Here is a 17985-nt window from a genome sequence, read left to right as displayed (position 1 = left end):
TTGGTGTTGTCGAGAATCCAGATGTAGGTGGCGATGCCGGTGTTGAAGAACATGTTGGTCGGCAAGGCAACGATCGCGTCGACCAGGTCGTTTTCCAGCAGCCATTTACGGATGTTGGAGGGGCCGGACTCGGCGGCGCCGTTGAAGAGCGGCGAGCCGTTCATCACGATCCCGGCCCGGCCGCCGCCATCCTCCGGGGCCCGCATCTTGTGAACCAGGTGGAGCAGGAAGAGCATCTGCCCGTCCGAGGTCGACGGGAGACCGGGGGCGAACCTGCCGTAAGGACCGGCCTGCTCCTTCTCCGCCTTGACTGCCTTGGCGTACTGCTTCCAGTCGACGCCATACGGCGGGTTGGACATGCAGTAGTCGAACTGGCGGCCCTTGAAGGCGTCGTCGGTCAGCGTGTTGCCGAAGGCGATGTTGGTCGCGTCGTGCCCCTTGGCCAGCAGGTCGGATTTGCAGATCGCGTACGACTGCGGGTTGTACTCCTGGCCGAACAGGCTCAGCTTCGCGTCGGGGTTCTGGGCGAGCAGGTGTTCTTCGGCCAGGGCGAGCATGCCGCCGGTGCCCGCGGTCGGGTCGTACAGCGTGCGAACGATGCCCGCCTCGTTCAGGTCGACGTCCTTCTCGGCGAACAGCAGGTCCACCAGCAGCCGGACCGCATCGCGCGGGGTGTAGTGGTCGCCGGAGGTCTCGTTCGCGGCCTCGTTGAACTTGCGGATGATGTACTCGAACGCATCACCCATGTCGGCGTTGGAGACGACGTCCGGATGCAGGTCGACGCCCTTGAACGACGTGACGATCTCGCGCAGCAGCCCCGCCTTCTCCAGGGCGAGGATTTCCTTTTTGAAGTCGAAGTACTCGAACACGTCGACATCGGGTGAGAACCGGTCGATGTAGTCGGCGAGGTTGTCCGCCAGCCCGTCGGCATCGGCCAGCAGGTTGGCGAAGGAGTAGTTCGAAGTGTTGTAGAACGGCCTGCCGGTGGCCTTCTTGACCTCGACCCTGAGCCGGTTCGGGTTGTCGTACTTCGCCGCCAGCTCGCGCACCGTCTCCCGGTCGGGTTCAAGGATGCAGTCGAGACGGCGCAGGATCGTGAACGGGAGGATCACGTTGCCGTACTGGTTGGGGCGGTAGGGACCCCGAAGCTGGTCGGCGATCGACCAGATGAAGCTACCGAGCGTGCTCACAAGGCTCCTTACGAGGCTCACTCGACGATGGTTGTCGGACGCCCAGCGCGAGCGGGATTGGGCCGATCTACTGGGGTGTCATCGTCGCGAGAGTGTCGGCTGTTAACCGAAGGGTTGCTGGTTCGCCTCCCCCGCATGCGGGGATGGTCTTCACAACGGCCGGACGACAAACGGGCCTCGCCTCGTGAGGGGGCGAAGCCCGTCTGCCTGCGCGTCTCAGATGTCGAACTCGCCGTTCTTCGCGCCAGCGATGAAAGCCTTCCACTCACTGTCGGTGTAGGCGACGGTCCCGGCGTCGGGCCGCTTGGAGTTACGGACTTCCACCCCGTCCGGCGTGCGGCGGAACTCCACACAGTTGTCGGTGTTCGCGCTGAAGCTCGACTTGAACCAGCCGTCCTCGGTTTCAGGTACCGTCATTCTGTCGTCTCCTTGCCGTTGATGGCATCGGCGATGAGCTGCACGGACTCGGCGGGACTCATCGCCGACCGGCACAGGGTATCGACCGCATCCCGGTAGCCGACCACCGTCTTTTCAGACCGCTGAAAGCAGAGGCTCCCCGCTCTCACGATCGGGGATGGCCTCGGAAAAAGAGGCTGCGAGCCAAGCCAACCCGCACCATCACCGCAGGTGCGGGCCAGCTTGCAAAGACGGCTTCAGATGTCGAACTCGCCGTTCTTCACGCCCGCGATAAACGCCTTCCACTCACTGTCGGTATAGGCGACAGTCCCGGCATCGGGCCGCTTCGAGTTACGGACCTCCACCCCGTCCGGCGTGCGGCGGAACTCCACACAGTTGGTTTGCCCGCCACTGAACGACGATTTGCGCCAGGCGTCGTCGTGCTTGTGCTGTCCGCTCACGGTTGCGTCTCCTTCTGTTCGAGGGCATCGGCGATGAGTTGCATGGATTCGGCCGGGCTCATCGCCGACCGGCACAGGGTATCGAACGCTTCCCGGTAGCCGGCCACCGTCTTTTCAGACCGCTGAAAGCAGAGGCTCCCCGCTCTCACGATCGGGGATGGCCTCGGAAAAAGAGGCTACGAGCCAAGCCAACCCGCACCATCACCGCAGGTGCGGGCCAGCTTGCAAAGACGGCTTCAGATGTCGAACTCGCCGTTCTTCACGCCAGCGATAAACGCCTTCCACTCACTGTCGGTATAGGCGACAGTCCCGGCATCGGGCCGCTTGGAGTTGCGCACTTCTATGCCGCCCTCGACACGGCGAACCTCCACGCAATTCGTTGTCTGCGTGCTGAATGACGACTTCCACCATTCGCCGCCCTCGTGATGTACCGTCATGATGTCGTCTCCATTTCCTGGCTAGCATCGGCGATGAGCTTGGTTGAGTCCGCTGGGCTCAGCGCCACTTCCCGGACCTTATCGATAGCGACCCGGTAGGCGTCTACGTCGGCTTTCTCACCGAGGAACAGGCCAGAGCGCCGCGTCTCCAGGTGCACAATCGGCGGGGCCGCTGTGAACTCCAGCAGAGAAAACGCGCCTTCCAGACCCGGATGCCATCCACTGACAGCCGGGATGATGCGCACAGTGACATGAGGTAGATCCGCCAACTCCAGGATGAATCGCAGTTGCTCCCGCATCGCCGTGGCGTCCACGATCCGCTGATACAACGCTGACTCACCAATGTAAGCAGTCAACCGTGATGGGTTCCCAGCACGTAACGCCTCACGCCTGCCGAGCCGCACCGCTGAGCGCATCTCGACCTCATGTGAGGGCAATCCTGCTGTCGTCATCATGGCCCTCACGTACTCCGAGGTTTGAAGCAACCCGGGTATGAGTAGCGGCGATACGTCGATGATGTGGCTCGCGGTGCGCTCGAAATCCAACAGCGCCGCGAGCTGACGATCAAGCTCGGGCATGCCCACGGACAGCCAGTGCGAACCGCCTGTGTCCCGTGATAGGTCGAGGATGGATTCCTGTGCCTGCCCGTGCACACCGAGCGCGGTGAGGATGCTCGCGACATCCTCCGGGCGCGGCGGACGCTCACCGGATTCAATCCGCGAGAGTACGGAGTGAGACATCTCCAGACGTCGCGCGAGTTCACGTAACCCGAGTCCCGCTCGCTCACGCGCCTGGCGGAGTTCCGCGCCTAGTGCACGCGCTTTCGGTGTGGTGCTGACCATGCACCACAGCATAGATCGCGCCGCAAACGGAGTCACCCATACCCCAATCGGAGTATTGCACCAGTGGTGCACACCGTGGGAATTTGGTTCGCACCACTGGTTCTGTGATCCGAAGCTTATGCGGAATGGAGGCTCCCATGCAGCGATATCTGTGGCAGCAGGCCGACGGACGGCGGCACGCCTACGACACCGACGCCGAGCGACCTGCGGTCGGGCAGCCGCTCACCACCTTGTGCGGGGCGACCGTGACGCCCCGGACTCAGGACATGGCGCCGGGAATGTGGTTCGACCAGACCTGCTGGCGCTGCGACCGCGAGTGGCGGGTACGCGAGGGTTTCCCGCCGGAGGAGATCCCGGCCCTCGCCACTGAAACGGAGGACGCACGGTGATCGAGTCGGACCGGCGCCTGTTGGCGCGTCTACGCCGGGTGAACGGCGGCCTCGGGGAAGTCGCGCTCGCGCTCATGGCCACCCAGAACGGCGGCGAACTCCCCGCACGGGGTTTGCGTGAGGTGGGCGAGGCGTTGTGCACACTCGGCACCGACATGCTCGCCCGCGCCGACGAGATCAACCCGCAACCCGCGCTCACGGGAGGCCGCGAAACTCCCCACGCCCTCCTCACCCGCAGCCAATGGCACACCCTCGCCGACACTCTCGCCGACATGTGTCGCGCGATGGACGGCATGCGGGAGGACCTCCACGACCGCGCCGCCGGAATCCTCGAAGCCGCCCGCCCCGCCGAATGGGCGCCGGTTGTCGAGGACGGCCCCGCCCGCGAGCTGTGGTGCCACGCCTACGAAGTCATCGGAGCCCTCGCCCACCTCGCGGACGCCGCACCCCACGACACCCGCCACCTCCAGGCCGTCGGCCGCCACGTCGCCGAACTCGCGCACCACCTACTCACCCATCAGGACACCGTCGATGTATGACGCGCCCACCGCCGTACTCCACCCCGAGTGCGACGACCCGCCCACCACACAGTTCTGGGCGCTGGACAGCCACGAACCCACCACCGAAACCATCCCCGCCGTGATAGATGCCCAGCCGACCACCGGAATCCACTTCGGACACCTACCGGCATGGCCGACCGTCGATCCCGACGAGACCACCGCCGAGGCACGCCACGCGCTGCGCCGCGCCCACTCCACCGACCTACCCACACTCCAACGCCTGCTACACGGACTACAGCAGCTCGTGCCGTAGCTCTCCGGCCCGATCCTCGGGGGTGGCAGCTCACATGGTGGTTTGCCAATTCACGGCTGCCGGTTGCTCGCCCTCTGTGGTCAGGTACTCGACCACGGCTGCTTCCACTGTTGAGAATGGGATTTCCGCGTTGGCCGGGAACTCAGTGTCGGCCGAGACGTAGTAGTAGATCACTGGAGAGGAATTGGAGGGGGTCGGATTCTCGCTGTAAACGCCGTTGGGTGGGGTGCCCTCCCCGGAGTAGTGCAATACGCCCTTGTCTCCATCGATTCCGACAGAGAGTTCGGACTTCCACGGGTCATCGGCCACGACCACAGTGAGGAGCACGGGACGGCCGTCCGGGTAGGCGTCCCTGACGGCGCGGAGCAGCGTACGAACCTCGTCGGGCGTGTTCACGGTGACGGGATTGTCGGCGTGTTCGACCAGGTAGTGAACGTTCAGTCCTTGCGCCACGGCGGCCTTCTTCCTCCCTGGTAGGTCTTGGCGAAGCCGTTCGGTCCGTACACGGTCAGTGTGCCCCCTTCGGGGAGCAGTACGGGAACCAGCTCGTCGCGAAGCTGCTCGATCCGCTCCGACAGGAGTGAGCCGGGGGGGGGAAACAGGCTCCGGCTGCCGCGCAGGACCGGATTTCACAGCCGGTGGCAGGCCTTCCGTAATCCCTCCGGTAAGGCTGTTCACATAGCCCTGTATGCCACCTTCCGCCTCGACCAGTACGCCAGAAGCGCCGTCTATTCCAGTGCCGGCGTGGGCCAACAGCCCGAGAGCCTGCTCGGCCTCGGGTGCGCGGGAACCTTCAAAGGAGCGCGTGAGGTACTGGTTCGCCTCACCCAGGTAGTCACCAGCCTGCCCGAGCGCACGCCGAGCATTGCTGATCTGGCCGAGTGCCGCGCGTATCCGCGCGATGACGTCACCGAGCGCAAACACATGCACCCCTTCTTAGACCGCCTCGCGGCGACAGTAGGTGCGAACACTGACAACCACGTAACCGTGCGGGAATCCGCCGCACCGTGGACGTGCGGCGTGAGCCTGCGCGCGTGCGGCTTGCACTCGGCCTTCTTGCAGTCGTGCTTGCCTTCCGCCTTGCCTGTGACGAAAGGCTTGTCACTACAGCGAATCCGGCAACGCGGTAGCTCCCCATACAAGGTTTCGAGCAGGCGCGCGTTGCTGGCTCTGTCCGTGCCGTTGATCGTCTCGGCTGGGTAGAGCTCGCTGCCGGTCACCGCGTCGATCGACGCCCCCAGTCGATTGAGCCATGGCCGCAGCATCCAACCAGCTCAGCGGGGACATCAACGCGCTGTCCATGGACAAAACCATGGACGACCGATCACTCTCGATCTTGCAACCAACGAAAACGTCTGGTAAGAGGTGGGCCGGGCGGGACTCGAACCCGCGGCCAAGGGATTATGAGTCCCCTGCTCTAACCTACTGAGCTACCGGCCCAAGACTGGATTCGGTCGACCTCAAGGCCCCACATCCAACCCAGCAGACCGCACTATATCGCGTGCGCCCACGGTCGTTCGCAGTGCTCCGCACTCTTTTTCAACCCGATCGGGTGAGCCCACGCTACCGGGCTCAGCCGGCCTGCGGGAGCCAGTGGACTCGGCCCCCTGCGTGCCGCCCGGCCGATGAAAGCATGCGGTGTCCGCGCTCCATTCGGGACTCGGACCGGCCTGACACCCCACCGAGGGCACGGAAAACCCGGGTCACGGCCGCTTCAGCGATGAGCTCCCCCACGAAGACACAGAGGTCATCGACCGGCCCCTGCGGCGAGTCCGTCGATCACCTCTCGGCACGCCTGTTCACAGCGGCGGCACGCCTCCGCGCACACGCGGCAGTGCTCGTGATGCGAGGCATGCTGCTCGCACTCGTCGGCGCACGACCGGCACACGGTCGCGCACGCCTCCAGCACGGCGCGGGTCAGCTCGACATCGTTGGTGTGCCGTGACAACACGCGCGCCGTCGTCTCGCACACGTCCGCGCAGTCGGTGTTGATCCTGATGCATTTCCGCAACGACGGAAGCACGTCGTCGGGCTCGGCCAGGCACGCGTCCGCACAGGCCGTGCACGCCTGGGCACAGGCCACACACTCCTCGATGCACCGCCTGAGCACGTCCCGGTCGATGCCACCGAAGTCGGCGGGGTGGGTGCGCAGCATCTCCGCAACGGACATGGCCGTCTCCCTTCAACTCGCGTTCTTTGACCCCCGCAGGGTTCACCGGTGCCGAGACGACCAATCCAGCCCGCTTCCGAAAGCCCAAAAACACGCAGGTCACCGAAGCACCCCAATTGAGTCGTTCGACCCTGTGCCCACCGGTGGCCGGGACGGACACTGCAACCAAGTACACGTCACACTCACCGGTCCTGATGCAGGAGGACGACATGACGAACACAGGCGACCCACTCGCCCGAGCACAGAACACAGCACACGAATGGCTGACCACGGTCGGCGAAGCCCTGGGCACCCAGGACCGCCGATACACCTACCGAGTGTTGCGAGCCTGGCTACACACGATCCGTGACCGACTCACCGTGGAATCGGCTGCCCACTTCGCCGCGCAGCTTCCCGAGATGTGGCGCGGCACGTTCTACGACGGCTGGGTGCCGAGCAAGGTGCCCCTGCGTCACAGCGCCGAGTACTACATCGACCGCATCGCGGACACGGCCACCATCCGCCGCACCGATGTGCGATCCGCCATGCGACGAGTGTCCGATGGGATGCGGAGGTTGCTGTCCCCTGGTTCACTCGAACGCGCGCTGGACCACCTGCCGCGAGACCTGCAGGAGATATTCACGCCCACCACTCAAGAGGCGACCACGCAAAGCGGAACAGACGGCGACGCCACGGAACTGTGGGAGCTTCGCCGCAAGGTCGAGTTCCTGGTCGATGCGGTGTCGGATCTCAACAGGCAGCTGATGGACCGCCCATCCTCCGGTCCCCGCACCGACCGCGACCCGGAAGCCATCACCGCGGCCGAGGACATGCTGCTGCCCCGGCAGGGAATCTCCTGACCGTCCCCACGGTCGGCCGACAATAGCCGATGGGTTGATCACGCTTTGCCGCCCGGCCGATACGGGTAGCTCCTGTGGCTCGTTAACGTGATCAACACACTGTGTTGGTCAGTTGACGCCCAGGAGTTACCGCGATGTTCCACGAGGTCGCCGAGACCGTCCCCGGAGGACGCACGACCGTCGTCCCCACGCAGGCGACCACAGCGCTCGACGTCGACGGCGTGCCCGACGTCTCCGCGGAGCTGTACCGCGCGGTGCTCGACGCCGCCAACGCCGCGCCCCCGTGGTTCCAGCACTTCGCGGTCTTCTTCACCGAGGCCGGCGTGGTGGTGCTCGGCCTGCTGCTGATGTTCGGGTGGTGGCGGGCCCGAGGAGAACCCGGGCACGCCATGGCATCGGCGTTGCTCGCTCCCGTGGCCACGCTGTTCGCCTACGGAACCAGCGAGATCGCCAAACTACTGATCGAGCAGGACCGTCCGTGCCGGGCGGTGCCGGGCTCCGCCCCGTTGACCGAGTGTCCTGCCGTCGGTGACTGGTCGTTCCCGAGCAACCACTCGACCATCGCCGGGGGCGCGGCGATGGCCGTGTTCGTGTGTCGACGTGGCCGTATCGGGGTCACCGCTTTGATCCTGGGCGCGCTCGTGGCACTTTCCCGCGTCGTCGTGGGTGTGCACTATCCGCACGACGCGCTCGTCGGCTTCGGTCTCGGCGTGGTGGTCGTCTGGGCGGCGTTGTCGTTGGTGGCGCAGCGCCTCACACCGCTGGTCGAACGTTTCCGACCCCATCCGACCTTCGGTGTGCTGCTCGGCTCCGGCCCCGCTACCGCCCCGGAACGGTCACTGCCGGAGGGCGGTGCGGACAGCGAGAACGCCGAGGACGACGCGGATGACGAGATCTTCGAACGGTCACTCCCGGACCCGGACTTCCAGCGGGCGCTTTCCGAGGACGAGACGACGAGTGTCCTGCCCGCCACGCGGCCGACGATCGACAGCGCGCCCACGAGGCTTCTCCCCCGCACCCCGCACTGGCCGCCGGAGCTCACCGACCACGATCGGTGGCCGCAACCCTCGCACCGACCGCAGTCCCCTCGGCGTCGCTGAAGCGGAAAGCCGGCCGTCACTCCGGTTCCGGCTCTGCCTTCCGGTTCTTCCGTTCTCGTTCCAACAGCATCCGGGCGCGGGGTGGCAGGAGTTCCTCCTCGGGGATGTCCTTCCTCAGCGCCTTGATCGTGCAATACATCATCGCGAACGCGACGAAGAAGAACGGCAGCCCGATCACGGTGATGACCTGTTCCAGCGCCTGCAACGCCTCCTGACCGGTGGCGGCGATCAGCGTGGCGGCGACCGTTCCACCCAGCACCGCCCAGAACACCCGCTGCCGCACCGGAGGGTTGGTCGTGTTGCCCGAGGTCAGCATGTCCACCACGAGTGAGGCCGAGTCGGCCGACGTGGTGAAGAAGATGATCACCACGAGCACCGAGAACCCCATCATGAATTCGGAGGCCGGGAAGTGCTCCAGGAAGGTGAACAACGCGGCGGCCGTGTCGCCTTCCTGCACCACCGGGCCGATCAGTGAGCCGGGTTCGTTCCATTCGATGTTGATGGACGACATCCCGAAGATGCTGAACCAGACGACGGAGAACGCCACCGGCGCGCCCAGCACACCGAGCACGAACTCGCGGATCGTGCGGCCTTTGGAGATGCGGGCGACGAAGATGCCAACGAACGGCGCCCAGGTGATCGTCCACGCCCAGTAGAACACCGTCCAAGTGCCCTGCCAGCCCCAGTCCCCGGCGGGCAGTGCGTCGTTCCAGAACGACAACGGCACCAGCATGCTCAGGTAGGTGCCGGTGCTTTCGATCACGCCACGCAGCAGGAACACCGTCGAGCCCGTGAAGAGGATGAACAACAGCAGTCCGACGGCCATCCCGATGTTGATGTTGGACAGCCATTTGATGCCCTTGTCCAGACCGGTCGCCACGGAGATCGTCGCGAAGGTGGTCACCACCGCGATGATCAGGATCTGAACCAGCCCGCTGACCTCCACACCGAACAACTCGTTCAGGCCACTGTTGATCTGTAGCGTGCCGAGGCCGATGGAGACGGCGACGCCGAACAACGTGCCGATCACGGCCACCGTGTCGATGATCCGACCCAGCGGGCCGTTGATCTTCTCGCCGAGGATCGGGTGGAAGATGGAGCTCACGCGAAACGGCAGACCGCGCTTGTAGGCGAAATAGGCGAAGGCCAACGCGGGCAACAAGAAGATCGACCACGTGTGAAGGCCGAAGTGGTAGAGCGCGAAGCCGATCGCTTCGTTGGCCGCGTTCTCACTCAAAGGCGCTGTCGCGCCCGGCCCCACGGGTATCTCGCCGAGTTGTTCGGCGAAGTCCTGGGAGCTGCCCATGTCCCCCGCCAGGGCGTCCACCTGGTCGTGCGCACCGCTGAAGGGCGGGTTCGCGAAGTGGTTGATGGGTTCGGCCACACCCCAGAACATCAGGATCGAACCGATGCCCGCGGCGAACAGCATCCCGAACCAACTCACGTTGCTGTATTCGGGCCGCGAGTCCTTGTCACCGAGCCGGACGTTGCCGTACCGGCTGCACGCGATCCACAGCAGGAAGACCAAAAAGGAGGTCACACCGAGGATGTAGAGCCAACCGAGGTTCGTCTTCACGGCGTTCGAAACGGCCCGGAAGACACTGTCCACTTCCTCCGTGAACAGGATGGAGCCCACGACGAACATCAAGACCAGCAACGCCGCGCTGAAGAAGATCGCCGGGTTCGTCTTCAGTCCGAGCACCCGTTCCAGCTTCTTCAGCATGCTGATGATCTCCCTCCGTACCGGCTCCGTGAGCTGTCGGCGACCGGAAAGTACGTCGGAGCGCGCACAGTCACAGAGCCCGGGCGGAGAATTAGCCGTAAGCGACGCGCGGGAAACCTGCACGTCGAGTGGTGCGCCGTCTATTCGGCCAGAGCCTCGGTGACATCGTCAGCCGGCCGGGCACTGTCGTTACCCGACGAAGCGAACCCGCCGACGACAGCCATCGCGGACCAGTCGGGTGATGCTCCGGCGATCGTGGAGCGGCACTACCGCCGCAAGCGGGTGGTCGATCAGGCCGACATCGCAGCTCTGGAGCACATCCTGCCGGAGCCTGAGGCCGGCCCGTGGTCGCGTCATTTTTACGACAAAACTACGACAAGGCGCGAGCCAGAGCCCGAGAGACAAAAAGGCCCAGGTCTTTCGACCTGGGCGGTTGCTCCCCCGGCTGGACTCGAACCAGCAACCCTTCGGTTAACAGCCGAATGCTCTGCCAATTGAGCTACGAGGGACTGCTTCGTCCTGCCGGATCCCTCCGGCCTGACAGTTAGTAACTGTAGCGCACCCTCGATCAGCCCCTCACACCACCCCCCTACCTTCCTTCCCGGAGTCGCGCGCGGCGTGGTGGGTGAGCCTGCGAGACAATGACAGGGCGCGACAGGACGCGATCGGACGTGCAGTCCCGTATCTCATGGAGGCCGAGTTGAAGATGTTCCTGTTGGGTGCCGCAGCGGGTTACGTTCTCGGTGCCCGTGCGGGACACACCCGCTACGAACAGATCGTGCGCACTTACCGCAAGATCGCCGACCATCCCGCGGTACAGGGCGCGGCCGGTGTGGTGCGCGCCAAGCTCGGCGAAAAGCTCGGCGAGCGGCTGCCGTTCACCCACCGCCCCACCGTGGCTCACGGCCCCGACGGTCAGGTCACCTCGGGCTCAAGGCGGTCCGGGCTGTCGTAGCGCGTCACGCGGGAGTGCGGGCCACCACGAAGATCCTCCGGAACGGGAACCAGGTGGTGCCGTCGGCCCTGGGCGGGTAGGCCTCGCGCAGCAACGGTGCCAACTCGTGGCGGAACGCCTCCCAGTCGTCGGGGGCGAGCGCGGCCGCGATCGGCCGCAGCGCCGTCCCGGTGATCCAGTTCAGCACCGCGTCCTCTCCCGTCAGCCGCTGCACGTACGTGGTCTCCCACGCGTCCACCGCGCAGCCGAGACCGGCGAACAGCTCCGCGTAGTCCGACGGCTCGTGCACGGCTTCGGCCCCGCGCAGCCGAACGTCCCGCAGAAGCTCGGACCACGGCTCGCTTCCCACCAACGAACGCACCAGCCGGTGCGAGGGCGCGTTCATGTTGCCAGGCACCTGCACGGCCAGCCACGCCCCCGGCGGCAACTGTTCCACCCAGCGGCGCAGCAGTGCCGCGTGCCCCGGAACCCACTGAAGCACGGCGTTGCTCACCAGCACGTCGGTGTCCGGCTCGGGCCGCCAGTCGGTTATGTCGAGCAGTCGGGCGTCCACGCCGTTCTCCCGGGCGGCGGAGACCATCTCGGGTGAGCTGTCGAACGCCTCCACCGTCGCACCGGGCCACTGACGTGCCAGTTCCTTGGTGAGCGTGCCGGGTCCGCAGCCGGCGTCCACCACTCGACGAGGCCGTTCGGCACCGATGCGGGCGACGAGTTCATGAAAGGGCCGCGACCGCAGCTCGTCGTAGTTCGAATACGCTCGCGGGTCCCACACTGTCGGCCTCCTCGCCTCGTCACGGATCGCCGACAAGACAGTACTGCAGCTCAGGCGACCGTGGCGAGGATCAAGGCCCCGAGCGACCCGCGGTGAACGTCGCGGCGGCCTCACGCGCGATGTCGCGCACGACGTCGGGCTCGGTGCCCGGGTCGGGCCGCACCTGCAACACGACACCGTCGGCGCCGGGCAGCTTGCGCACCACGAACCACGCCCCGCCGCCGGGCAGCTCCTTGCGATACCGGGAGCGGATCGAGCTCTCCACGCGCTGCCGCACGAGATACGGGACCTTGCCCGGTTTCGGCAGCACATGCCGCGTCGGCGGCAGGTCACGCAACACCACGGCGTCGCCCGCCCGCTCGGTCACCTCCGCCTCGGTCACCGTCAGGGCGTCGCCCTTCCACACTGCTTTGCTGATCACATCCCAGCCGATCCGGCGCACACTCTCCCCGTCGGGCACCCAGAGCCCAAGCGCGGTGACCGCGACATGTCCTCCGGTGCCCGTGGCCGCGGTGGCGAACACGTGCTCCTCGTCCGCGAGCTTCGCTCGCACCACGTCGGGCACGTCCTGGCCGAAGATCTTGCGCCATATGCTCACGTGATCAGTCCCATCGGTTCGCCGCCTGCTCCCGCAACGCGATGCGGTACTGCTCCAGTGCCACGAGATCACCGAAGAGCGCACGATACTCCTCGGCCGCGTCCGCCGGGGACAACCGCTGCAAGCGTGATTTGAGTTCACCGATCTGCCTGCCGACGAGGTTCTCCTGCACGGCGGCGAGCACGCTCGACACGTACCGGGCGTCGGCCTCTTTCGGGGATCTCAACGGTTCCACCGCCAGTTCCGACAGTAGCGACGCGACCGTGCGGTCCTCCACGTACGAGGAGGCCGCCTCGATCAACGCGGGACCGGCGAGTCCGCTGCTCGTGCCGCCAGCCTTCAGGATCGCGCGGTGCACCCCCACGTACGCGGGGTGGACGAACGCGTCCTCCGGCAGTGCGTCGTACTCCGGACCGGCGAGCGCGGGCTCCTGCAGAGCCGCCTTCAACGCCTCTCGCTGTGCCTCCAGGTCCGGATTCCTCGGGTCGGGACGCTCCAGCTGTCCTCCCGCGCCGTTCGCACCGCGGTTACCGGCCGCGCCACCGTTACGGGAGGCGGCACGCCGGGGACCGTTGGCCTTCGCCGGCGCGTCGGCGGTCTCCCGCACACGCCGCACCACCATGGCCTCGTCCTGCCAACCGACCCACCACGCCAGTTTGGTGGCGTAGCCGTCGCGTTTGGCCCGGTCCTTGATCTGCGCGACCAGCGGCACGGTCCGCTGCAACGCCGCCACCTGGCCGTCCACCGAATCGAGGTCGTAGGAGGCGAGCAGGCTTTTGATGGCGAACTCGAACAGCGGAATGCGGCGGGCCACCAAATCGCGCACGGCCGCGTCACCCTTGGCCAGCCGCAGCTCACACGGGTCCATCCCGTCCGGGGCGATCGCGATGTAGGTCTGGCCCGCGAACGTCTGGTCGCCCCCGAACGCCTTGAGCGCGGCCTTCTGACCCGCCTCGTCGCCGTCGAAGGTGAAGATCACCTCTCCGCGGAAGGCGTCGTCGTCCATCATGAGCTGCCGCAGCACACGCATGTGGTCCTCGCCGAACGCCGTGCCGGACGACGCCACCGCCGTCGGCACCCCGGCGGCGTGCATGGCCATCACGTCGGTGTACCCCTCGACGACCACCACCTGGTGCCGTCGCGCGATCTCGCGTTTGGCCTGGTCGAGTCCGAACAACACCTGCGACTTCTTATAGATGGGGCTCTCGCTGGTGTTGAGGTATTTGGCCTGGATCGGGTCGTCGTCGAACAACCGGCGCGCGCCAAAACCGACGACGTCACCGCCCCGGTCCTTGATCGGCCACACGAGCCTGCGGTGGAACCGGTCGATCGGTCCCCGCCTGCCTTCCTTCGACAACTGGGCCTTGTAGAGTTCGGACAGTTCGAAACCGCTGCGCAACAGGTGTTTCGTGAGCCGATCCCATCCGGCCGGGGCGAACCCGCAGCCGAATTTCGTCCATGTCTCCCGGTCGAACCCGCGTTCGGAGAGGAACGTGCGCGCGGCCTCGGCCTCCGGAGTGTCGAGCTGCTCGGCGTAGAACGCCTGAGCGGCTTTGTGCGCTTCGACCAACCGGAGACGGGTGCCACGGTCACGGCGAACGCTGCTGCCGCCTCCCTCGTAGGTCAACCGCAGCCCGATGCGGTCGGCGAGCCGCTCCACGGACTCGACGAAACCGAGGTGTTCGATCTGCATGACGAACTTGATGACGTCGCCGCCCTCACCACAGCCGAAGCAGTGGAAGGTGCCGTGCGTGGGCCGCACGTTGAACGACGGCGTCTTCTCCTCGTGGAAGGGGCACAGGCCCTTCAGAGCTCCGCCCCCAGCACGCCGCAACGCCACATACTCGCCGACGACCTCGTCGATCCGATTGCGTTCACGCACCTGCGCGATGTCGCTTTCCCGGATCCGTCCCGCCACTCGCCCACTGTAGAACACCGGGAAACGTGACTTCGCCAGCGTGGCCCATACTCGGGCCGTGCCGCCCGACGACAGCGTGACGAAACGCACCGACGAGTTCTCCGCCGTCCGGACACACCTGCTCGCGGTGGCCTACCGGCTCACCGGCTCACTGGCCGACGCAGAAGACGCCGTGCAGGAGACGTGGCTACGCCTGGCCGGGTTGACCGAGACCAGGCGCGAGGACATCCGAGACCTCCGGGCGTGGTGCACCACAGTGGTGGGGCGCGTCTGCCTGGACCGACTGCGGTCGGCGGCCGCACGCCGGGAACGGTATGTGGGTACCTGGCTGCCGGAACCGATCGTCGGTCCGCTGGACACCCGGGCGACCGACGACCCGATGGACGTCGTCGTGCGCGACGACGCGGTGCGGCTGGCGGCCATGGTCGTACTCGACGCGCTCCCCCCACGGCAGCGCGTGGCGTTCGTGCTGCACGACGCCTTCGATGTGCCGTTCGAGGAGATCGGCGAGATCCTGTCGTGCTCCGCCACCGCCGCGCGGCAACATGCCTCGCGCGCCAGGAGAACACTCGCCGAGGCCGACCCACCGCCTCGCGTCGACGCCGGTGAACAGCTGGAACTGCTCGAACGGTTCACCCAGGCGATGCTCTCCGGCGACATCGAGGCCATGGTCGCTCTGCTTCACCCGGAGGCGCGGCTCGTCGGCGACTCGAACGGCAAGGCCAAGACCGTCCGGCGGGTCGTCGTCGGCGCCGACAAGATCGCCCGGCTGCTCCTCGGCCTGCTGGCGAGCTACGGGCCGGATTTCGTACGCGCCGCCCGGCCCGTGCTCGTCAACGGCGATCCCGGCCTCCACCTGCCCGCCAAGTCCGGCGACGGCCGGTACCGCGACCTCGACGAGCATGTGCAGACCTTCGCCGTGCGCGACGGTCGGATCGTCGCGCTCTACGACATCGTCAACCCCGACAAGCTCACGCGCGTGCCTCGTTGACGTCGCCGGTCGTCGGCAGGGGCACGGCACACGCCTCACCCGAGGTGAACCCCTGGTCGGTGATGCCCAACGCGCTGTTGGTGCGACTCCGGGCGTTCTCCAGGCCAATCAGGTACGTAAGCTCGACGACACCGGCACGGCCGAACTCTCTTTCCAACTCGGCCATCTGCTCGTCGGTGACGGACACGGGCGTCTCCGTCATCGCGTCGGCATAGGCGATAGCGAGCCGCTCCTGACGAGTGAACAGGGACGACTCGGCATAGTCGTCGATGTGCTTCAGCCGTTCGATGTCGAGCCCCCTGTGCTTCTGCAGCATCGTGCCGAAGTCGATGCACCACGAGCAGTTCATCCGCACCGCCACGCGGTAGACGGCGAGGTCGGCGACGCTGGGCGGCAGGACCCGGGTGGCGCGCTCCGCCATCAGCTCGTGCAGGCCCGACGCCAGCAGTATCCGCGGATGGTGGGCGCTCACCGCGAACGGTTCGGGAACCGCACCGTAACGACGGCGGGTGACCCGGTAGAGCAAACGCGTCAGATGTCCGGCCCGTTCCATGGGAACAGCGGGTATGCGGGGCATGGGAGCCCTCCCTTCGGTTGCGGTAATCGCGGTCACCGAGGGGACGGGGCGGCCTACCGGAATGTGACACCGGAAGACTTCGAAAGCGCGTGCACGTCCCACACCCACACGTCCTGAACCGGGCGGCCGGGATCCCTCAGCAGGGCCGTGACCGTCGCCCGCAACTCGTGCTGATGGCGGGTGCCCAGTGGCAGGACCAACACGTCCGCTTCCCAATAACGCAGGTCGCTTCGTGCGACGAGACGGTCGTAGTCGGTGACCTCGTAGACTTTTCCTTCCGTGGCGACGTGTTCCAGGATAAGAGAGGTCCGAGTGCGCGGCGCGCCGTAGATTCCCTCGCCCTCCTCGTCCGGGCCGACGAAGTAGCCCTCCACCAAGGGGAAGCCCATGCCCGCCTCCATCTGCCAGTGCAGGGCGTCGGCGTTACCGACGTGAGGCGGTGGCACAGGCACCACCGAGCCGTCCCGCACATAGGCACGCCAGGTGCCGTCGGTGAAGAACGCGGGTGCCGCGTTGCGTTCGGTGACCTCCAGCGGGGTGGGCACGATCGGCAACAACGCGACGACCAGCGCACTGCACCACGTGATCGTCGCGGCGTGGCGTTGTTCGGGTCGCGCCCGTAGCCGCAACACCCGTTCGGTCGCCATCGCCAGCAGTATCCCGATCAGGGGCACACACCCCAGGGAGAAACGGGTCTCCAGTACCGACTCGAACAGCGGTCGATCGAACAACAACATCCACGGCCCGGGAATCGGGGTCCCCTCGCCGTCGACGATGACGAGGGCTCCCATCGATATCCAGGCCATCACGAACATGGTGACCGCGACGGCGCGGGCCGCGACCACCCGCCAGAGCGCGATCGTGACACCGAATATCACCAGAACCAGTGGCCAGCCGAAGAACGAGTTCTCCTCGGTACGGTTCATGGCCAGTCCGGAGGCGTTGTCCTCACCGTTCCCACCGCCCGCCAGGGAGTCGGTGGCGAACGCGGTGAAGGAGGCCGCGTCGTTGCCACGCATACCGTGTTCCAGGGCCGAGTAGCTCTGCGGCCCGAAGAACTGCCACCACAACGGCACCGCCGCGATCACCAAGGACACCGAGGCCCCGACGCCGAGGGCGAGGCCGAGGCGACGGGCCACCGCGAGCGTGTGCTCGGGAGCCATGAGGGCGTAGGTCACGGCGAACACCACCATCGTGGTCGCCATGACCATCAGCGGTTCCTTGCCGATGAAGATCTGCCAGGTCACCAGTAGTCCGAGGACGACGCCGCTGCGTACGGGCGGTGCCCCGCGCACGATCTTGAGCAGCCACAGCACGATGAACGGCATCACGAACAATGCCACCCAGTTCGGGTGAGCGTTGGCGTGGGAGATCATCGGCGGCGCGAACCCACAGAACGCCGCCCCGATCGCGGCACCCGTCCGAGAGGTCACGAGATGCCGGGACAACACCCAGTACCAGGCCGCGGCGGTCCCGGCGAGGCCGCCCGTGAGCACCAACGTGAAAGTGGCGGTGGGTCCGAAGAGGATGGTGACGGGGGTCAGTGGCACGGACAGGCCGTACATGGCCGTGTTCGCCGAGAGGTTCACCCCGGCCGGGTAGTTCTGCAACGTGGTGAACAACGGGTTCTCGAAGTTCAGCACGTTGTGTGCCGTGACGGCGTAGAACCACTCCCACAGGTTCTGGTCCTGACCACTGAACCTCAGGTAACCACCGTCCAGATCCGACCACAATGGACGATAGAGCAGAAGCGCCGCCAGGGCGAAGCCCAGCATGATCGCGGCGTCGGCCAGATATGGCAGCCGAGGTCGCCA

The 17985-nt window shown here is 66.2% G+C and carries 22 protein-coding genes and 2 tRNA genes; 7 read left to right on the top strand and 17 right to left on the bottom strand.

Annotation, left to right across the window (positions count from 1 at the left end; translation table 11 throughout):
* From M7H19_RS08900 to M7H19_RS08875, 7 genes are all read right to left on the bottom strand, one after another.
* Window positions 1-1190, bottom strand: a 1190-nt coding sequence (locus tag M7H19_RS08900; protein WP_298179465.1) for a class I SAM-dependent DNA methyltransferase, incomplete at its 3' end; no start/stop codon positions are given.
* A gap of 216 nt (window positions 1191-1406) precedes the next feature.
* Window positions 1407-1607 carry a DUF397 domain-containing protein gene (locus M7H19_RS08895; RefSeq protein ID WP_298179463.1) on the bottom strand — a complete coding sequence of 67 codons (201 nt, stop codon included), beginning with the start codon at window positions 1605-1607 and terminating at the stop codon, window positions 1407-1409.
* Window positions 1604-1756, bottom strand: coding sequence for a hypothetical protein (locus M7H19_RS08890; protein ID WP_298179461.1), 153 nt, complete (start codon window positions 1754-1756; stop codon window positions 1604-1606). The genes M7H19_RS08895 and M7H19_RS08890 overlap by 4 nt, the downstream gene beginning before the upstream one ends.
* Before the next feature lie 87 nt (window positions 1757-1843).
* Window positions 1844-2047: a DUF397 domain-containing protein gene (locus tag M7H19_RS08885; protein ID WP_298179460.1), complete on the bottom strand. Its 204-nt coding sequence runs from the start codon at window positions 2045-2047 to the stop codon at window positions 1844-1846.
* On the bottom strand, window positions 2044-2196 hold the full coding sequence (locus tag M7H19_RS18600; protein ID WP_363321349.1) for a Scr1 family TA system antitoxin-like transcriptional regulator: 153 nt from the start codon (window positions 2194-2196) through the stop codon (window positions 2044-2046). The genes M7H19_RS08885 and M7H19_RS18600 overlap by 4 nt, the downstream gene beginning before the upstream one ends.
* 87 nt (window positions 2197-2283) lie before the next feature.
* Window positions 2284-2484, bottom strand: a complete 201-nt coding sequence (locus M7H19_RS08880; RefSeq protein WP_298179459.1) for a DUF397 domain-containing protein — start codon at window positions 2482-2484, stop codon at window positions 2284-2286.
* Window positions 2481-3326, bottom strand: coding sequence for a helix-turn-helix transcriptional regulator (locus M7H19_RS08875; protein WP_298179456.1), 846 nt, complete (start codon window positions 3324-3326; stop codon window positions 2481-2483). The genes M7H19_RS08880 and M7H19_RS08875 overlap by 4 nt, the downstream gene beginning before the upstream one ends.
* Window positions 3327-3463: 137 nt before the next feature.
* Between M7H19_RS08875 and M7H19_RS08870 the strand changes: the two genes are divergently transcribed.
* Genes M7H19_RS08870 through M7H19_RS08860 form a run of 3 tightly spaced genes read left to right on the top strand, consistent with a single transcriptional unit; the run spans window position 3464 to window position 4528 of the window.
* Window positions 3464-3715: a zinc finger protein gene (locus M7H19_RS08870; protein WP_298179453.1), complete on the top strand. Its 252-nt coding sequence runs from the start codon at window positions 3464-3466 to the stop codon at window positions 3713-3715.
* Window positions 3712-4254 (top strand): hypothetical protein, encoded by a 543-nt coding sequence (locus tag M7H19_RS08865; protein WP_298179450.1) that lies wholly within the window; start codon window positions 3712-3714, stop codon window positions 4252-4254. Before M7H19_RS08870 ends, M7H19_RS08865 begins: the two co-directional genes overlap by 4 nt.
* Entirely contained in the window at window positions 4247-4528 is a 282-nt protein-coding gene (locus M7H19_RS08860; RefSeq protein WP_298179447.1) for a hypothetical protein, read from the top strand. Before M7H19_RS08865 ends, M7H19_RS08860 begins: the two co-directional genes overlap by 8 nt.
* A gap of 30 nt (window positions 4529-4558) precedes the next feature.
* Here the strand turns inward: M7H19_RS08860 and M7H19_RS08855 are convergent, their stop codons facing one another.
* From M7H19_RS08855 to M7H19_RS08845, 3 genes are all read right to left on the bottom strand, one after another.
* Complete coding sequence (locus tag M7H19_RS08855) at window positions 4559-4981, bottom strand: Imm1 family immunity protein (RefSeq protein ID WP_298179445.1); 423 nt, start codon at window positions 4979-4981, stop codon at window positions 4559-4561.
* Window positions 4982-5894: 913 nt separating this feature from the next.
* Window positions 5895-5968, bottom strand: a tRNA-Ile gene (locus tag M7H19_RS08850).
* 307 nt (window positions 5969-6275) lie between these two features.
* Window positions 6276-6698, bottom strand: coding sequence for a four-helix bundle copper-binding protein (locus M7H19_RS08845; RefSeq protein WP_298179442.1), 423 nt, complete (start codon window positions 6696-6698; stop codon window positions 6276-6278).
* A 209-nt stretch (window positions 6699-6907) separates the two neighbouring features.
* Here M7H19_RS08845 and M7H19_RS08840 point away from each other — a divergent pair, with 209 nt between their 5' ends.
* A complete protein-coding gene (locus M7H19_RS08840) occupies window positions 6908-7537 on the top strand; it encodes a DUF2267 domain-containing protein (RefSeq protein ID WP_298179439.1) in 630 nt (209 codons plus the stop codon).
* A 134-nt stretch (window positions 7538-7671) separates the two neighbouring features.
* Window positions 7672-8637: a phosphatase PAP2 family protein gene (locus M7H19_RS08835; protein WP_298179436.1), complete on the top strand. Its 966-nt coding sequence runs from the start codon at window positions 7672-7674 to the stop codon at window positions 8635-8637.
* 16 nt (window positions 8638-8653) lie between these two features.
* Here M7H19_RS08835 and M7H19_RS08830 read toward each other — a convergent pair whose 3' ends face one another.
* Together M7H19_RS08830 and M7H19_RS08825 are read right to left on the bottom strand one after the other, a co-directional pair.
* On the bottom strand, window positions 8654-10360 hold the full coding sequence (locus M7H19_RS08830; protein ID WP_298179433.1) for a BCCT family transporter: 1707 nt from the start codon (window positions 10358-10360) through the stop codon (window positions 8654-8656).
* A gap of 436 nt (window positions 10361-10796) precedes the next feature.
* Window positions 10797-10869: transfer RNA gene (locus tag M7H19_RS08825), tRNA-Asn, on the bottom strand.
* A 191-nt stretch (window positions 10870-11060) separates the two neighbouring features.
* Here M7H19_RS08825 and M7H19_RS08820 point away from each other — a divergent pair.
* Window positions 11061-11315: a hypothetical protein gene (locus M7H19_RS08820; protein ID WP_298179470.1), complete on the top strand. Its 255-nt coding sequence runs from the start codon at window positions 11061-11063 to the stop codon at window positions 11313-11315.
* A gap of 4 nt (window positions 11316-11319) precedes the next feature.
* Here the strand turns inward: M7H19_RS08820 and M7H19_RS08815 are convergent, their stop codons facing one another.
* From M7H19_RS08815 to dnaG, 3 genes are all read right to left on the bottom strand, one after another.
* On the bottom strand, window positions 11320-12087 hold the full coding sequence (locus M7H19_RS08815; protein WP_298179430.1) for a trans-aconitate 2-methyltransferase: 768 nt from the start codon (window positions 12085-12087) through the stop codon (window positions 11320-11322).
* Between the two features lie 70 nt (window positions 12088-12157).
* Window positions 12158-12685, bottom strand: coding sequence for a hypothetical protein (locus tag M7H19_RS08810; RefSeq protein WP_298179428.1), 528 nt, complete (start codon window positions 12683-12685; stop codon window positions 12158-12160).
* A 4-nt stretch (window positions 12686-12689) separates the two neighbouring features.
* A complete protein-coding gene (dnaG, locus tag M7H19_RS08805; RefSeq protein ID WP_298179425.1) occupies window positions 12690-14603 on the bottom strand; it encodes a DNA primase in 1914 nt (637 codons plus the stop codon).
* 58 nt (window positions 14604-14661) lie between these two features.
* On the opposite strand from dnaG, the gene sigJ reads away from it, so the two are divergent.
* Window positions 14662-15594 (top strand): RNA polymerase sigma factor SigJ, encoded by a 933-nt coding sequence (sigJ, locus tag M7H19_RS08800; RefSeq protein ID WP_298179422.1) that lies wholly within the window; start codon window positions 14662-14664, stop codon window positions 15592-15594.
* Here the strand turns inward: sigJ and M7H19_RS08795 are convergent.
* A complete protein-coding gene (locus M7H19_RS08795; protein ID WP_298179419.1) occupies window positions 15575-16171 on the bottom strand; it encodes a carboxymuconolactone decarboxylase family protein in 597 nt (198 codons plus the stop codon). The two genes, sigJ and M7H19_RS08795, sit on opposite strands and share 20 nt — an antisense overlap.
* A gap of 53 nt (window positions 16172-16224) precedes the next feature.
* Window positions 16225-17946 (bottom strand): glycosyl transferase, encoded by a 1722-nt coding sequence (locus tag M7H19_RS08790; RefSeq protein ID WP_298179468.1) that lies wholly within the window; start codon window positions 17944-17946, stop codon window positions 16225-16227.
* Window positions 17947-17985: the final 39 nt, after the last annotated feature.

Origin of the sequence: Saccharomonospora sp., from assembly GCF_027317685.1 — a bacterium.
Lineage (GTDB): Bacteria > Actinomycetota > Actinomycetes > Mycobacteriales > Pseudonocardiaceae > Saccharomonospora.
Note: the sequence above shows the minus strand (reverse complement) of the source record. Positions and strands in the feature narration are given on the sequence as shown.

What these genes read in the sequence shown, in the direction of transcription:
- M7H19_RS08860 (WP_298179447.1), top strand. Translation starts at nt 4,247, where the DNA reads ATGTATGACGCGCCCACCGCCGTACTCCACCCCGAGTGCGACGACCCG.
- M7H19_RS08795 (WP_298179419.1), bottom strand. Translation starts at nt 16,171, where the DNA reads ATGCCCCGCATACCCGCTGTTCCCATGGAACGGGCCGGACATCTGACG.
- M7H19_RS08830 (WP_298179433.1), bottom strand. Translation starts at nt 10,360, where the DNA reads ATGCTGAAGAAGCTGGAACGGGTGCTCGGACTGAAGACGAACCCGGCG.
- M7H19_RS08790 (WP_298179468.1), bottom strand. Translation starts at nt 17,946, where the DNA reads ATGCTGGGCTTCGCCCTGGCGGCGCTTCTGCTCTATCGTCCATTGTGG.
- M7H19_RS08835 (WP_298179436.1), top strand. Translation starts at nt 7,672, where the DNA reads ATGTTCCACGAGGTCGCCGAGACCGTCCCCGGAGGACGCACGACCGTC.
- M7H19_RS08840 (WP_298179439.1), top strand. Translation starts at nt 6,908, where the DNA reads ATGACGAACACAGGCGACCCACTCGCCCGAGCACAGAACACAGCACAC.
- M7H19_RS08895 (WP_298179463.1), bottom strand. Translation starts at nt 1,607, where the DNA reads ATGACGGTACCTGAAACCGAGGACGGCTGGTTCAAGTCGAGCTTCAGC.
- M7H19_RS08870 (WP_298179453.1), top strand. Translation starts at nt 3,464, where the DNA reads ATGCAGCGATATCTGTGGCAGCAGGCCGACGGACGGCGGCACGCCTAC.
- M7H19_RS08880 (WP_298179459.1), bottom strand. Translation starts at nt 2,484, where the DNA reads ATGACGGTACATCACGAGGGCGGCGAATGGTGGAAGTCGTCATTCAGC.
- M7H19_RS08875 (WP_298179456.1), bottom strand. Translation starts at nt 3,326, where the DNA reads ATGGTCAGCACCACACCGAAAGCGCGTGCACTAGGCGCGGAACTCCGC.
- M7H19_RS08845 (WP_298179442.1), bottom strand. Translation starts at nt 6,698, where the DNA reads ATGTCCGTTGCGGAGATGCTGCGCACCCACCCCGCCGACTTCGGTGGC.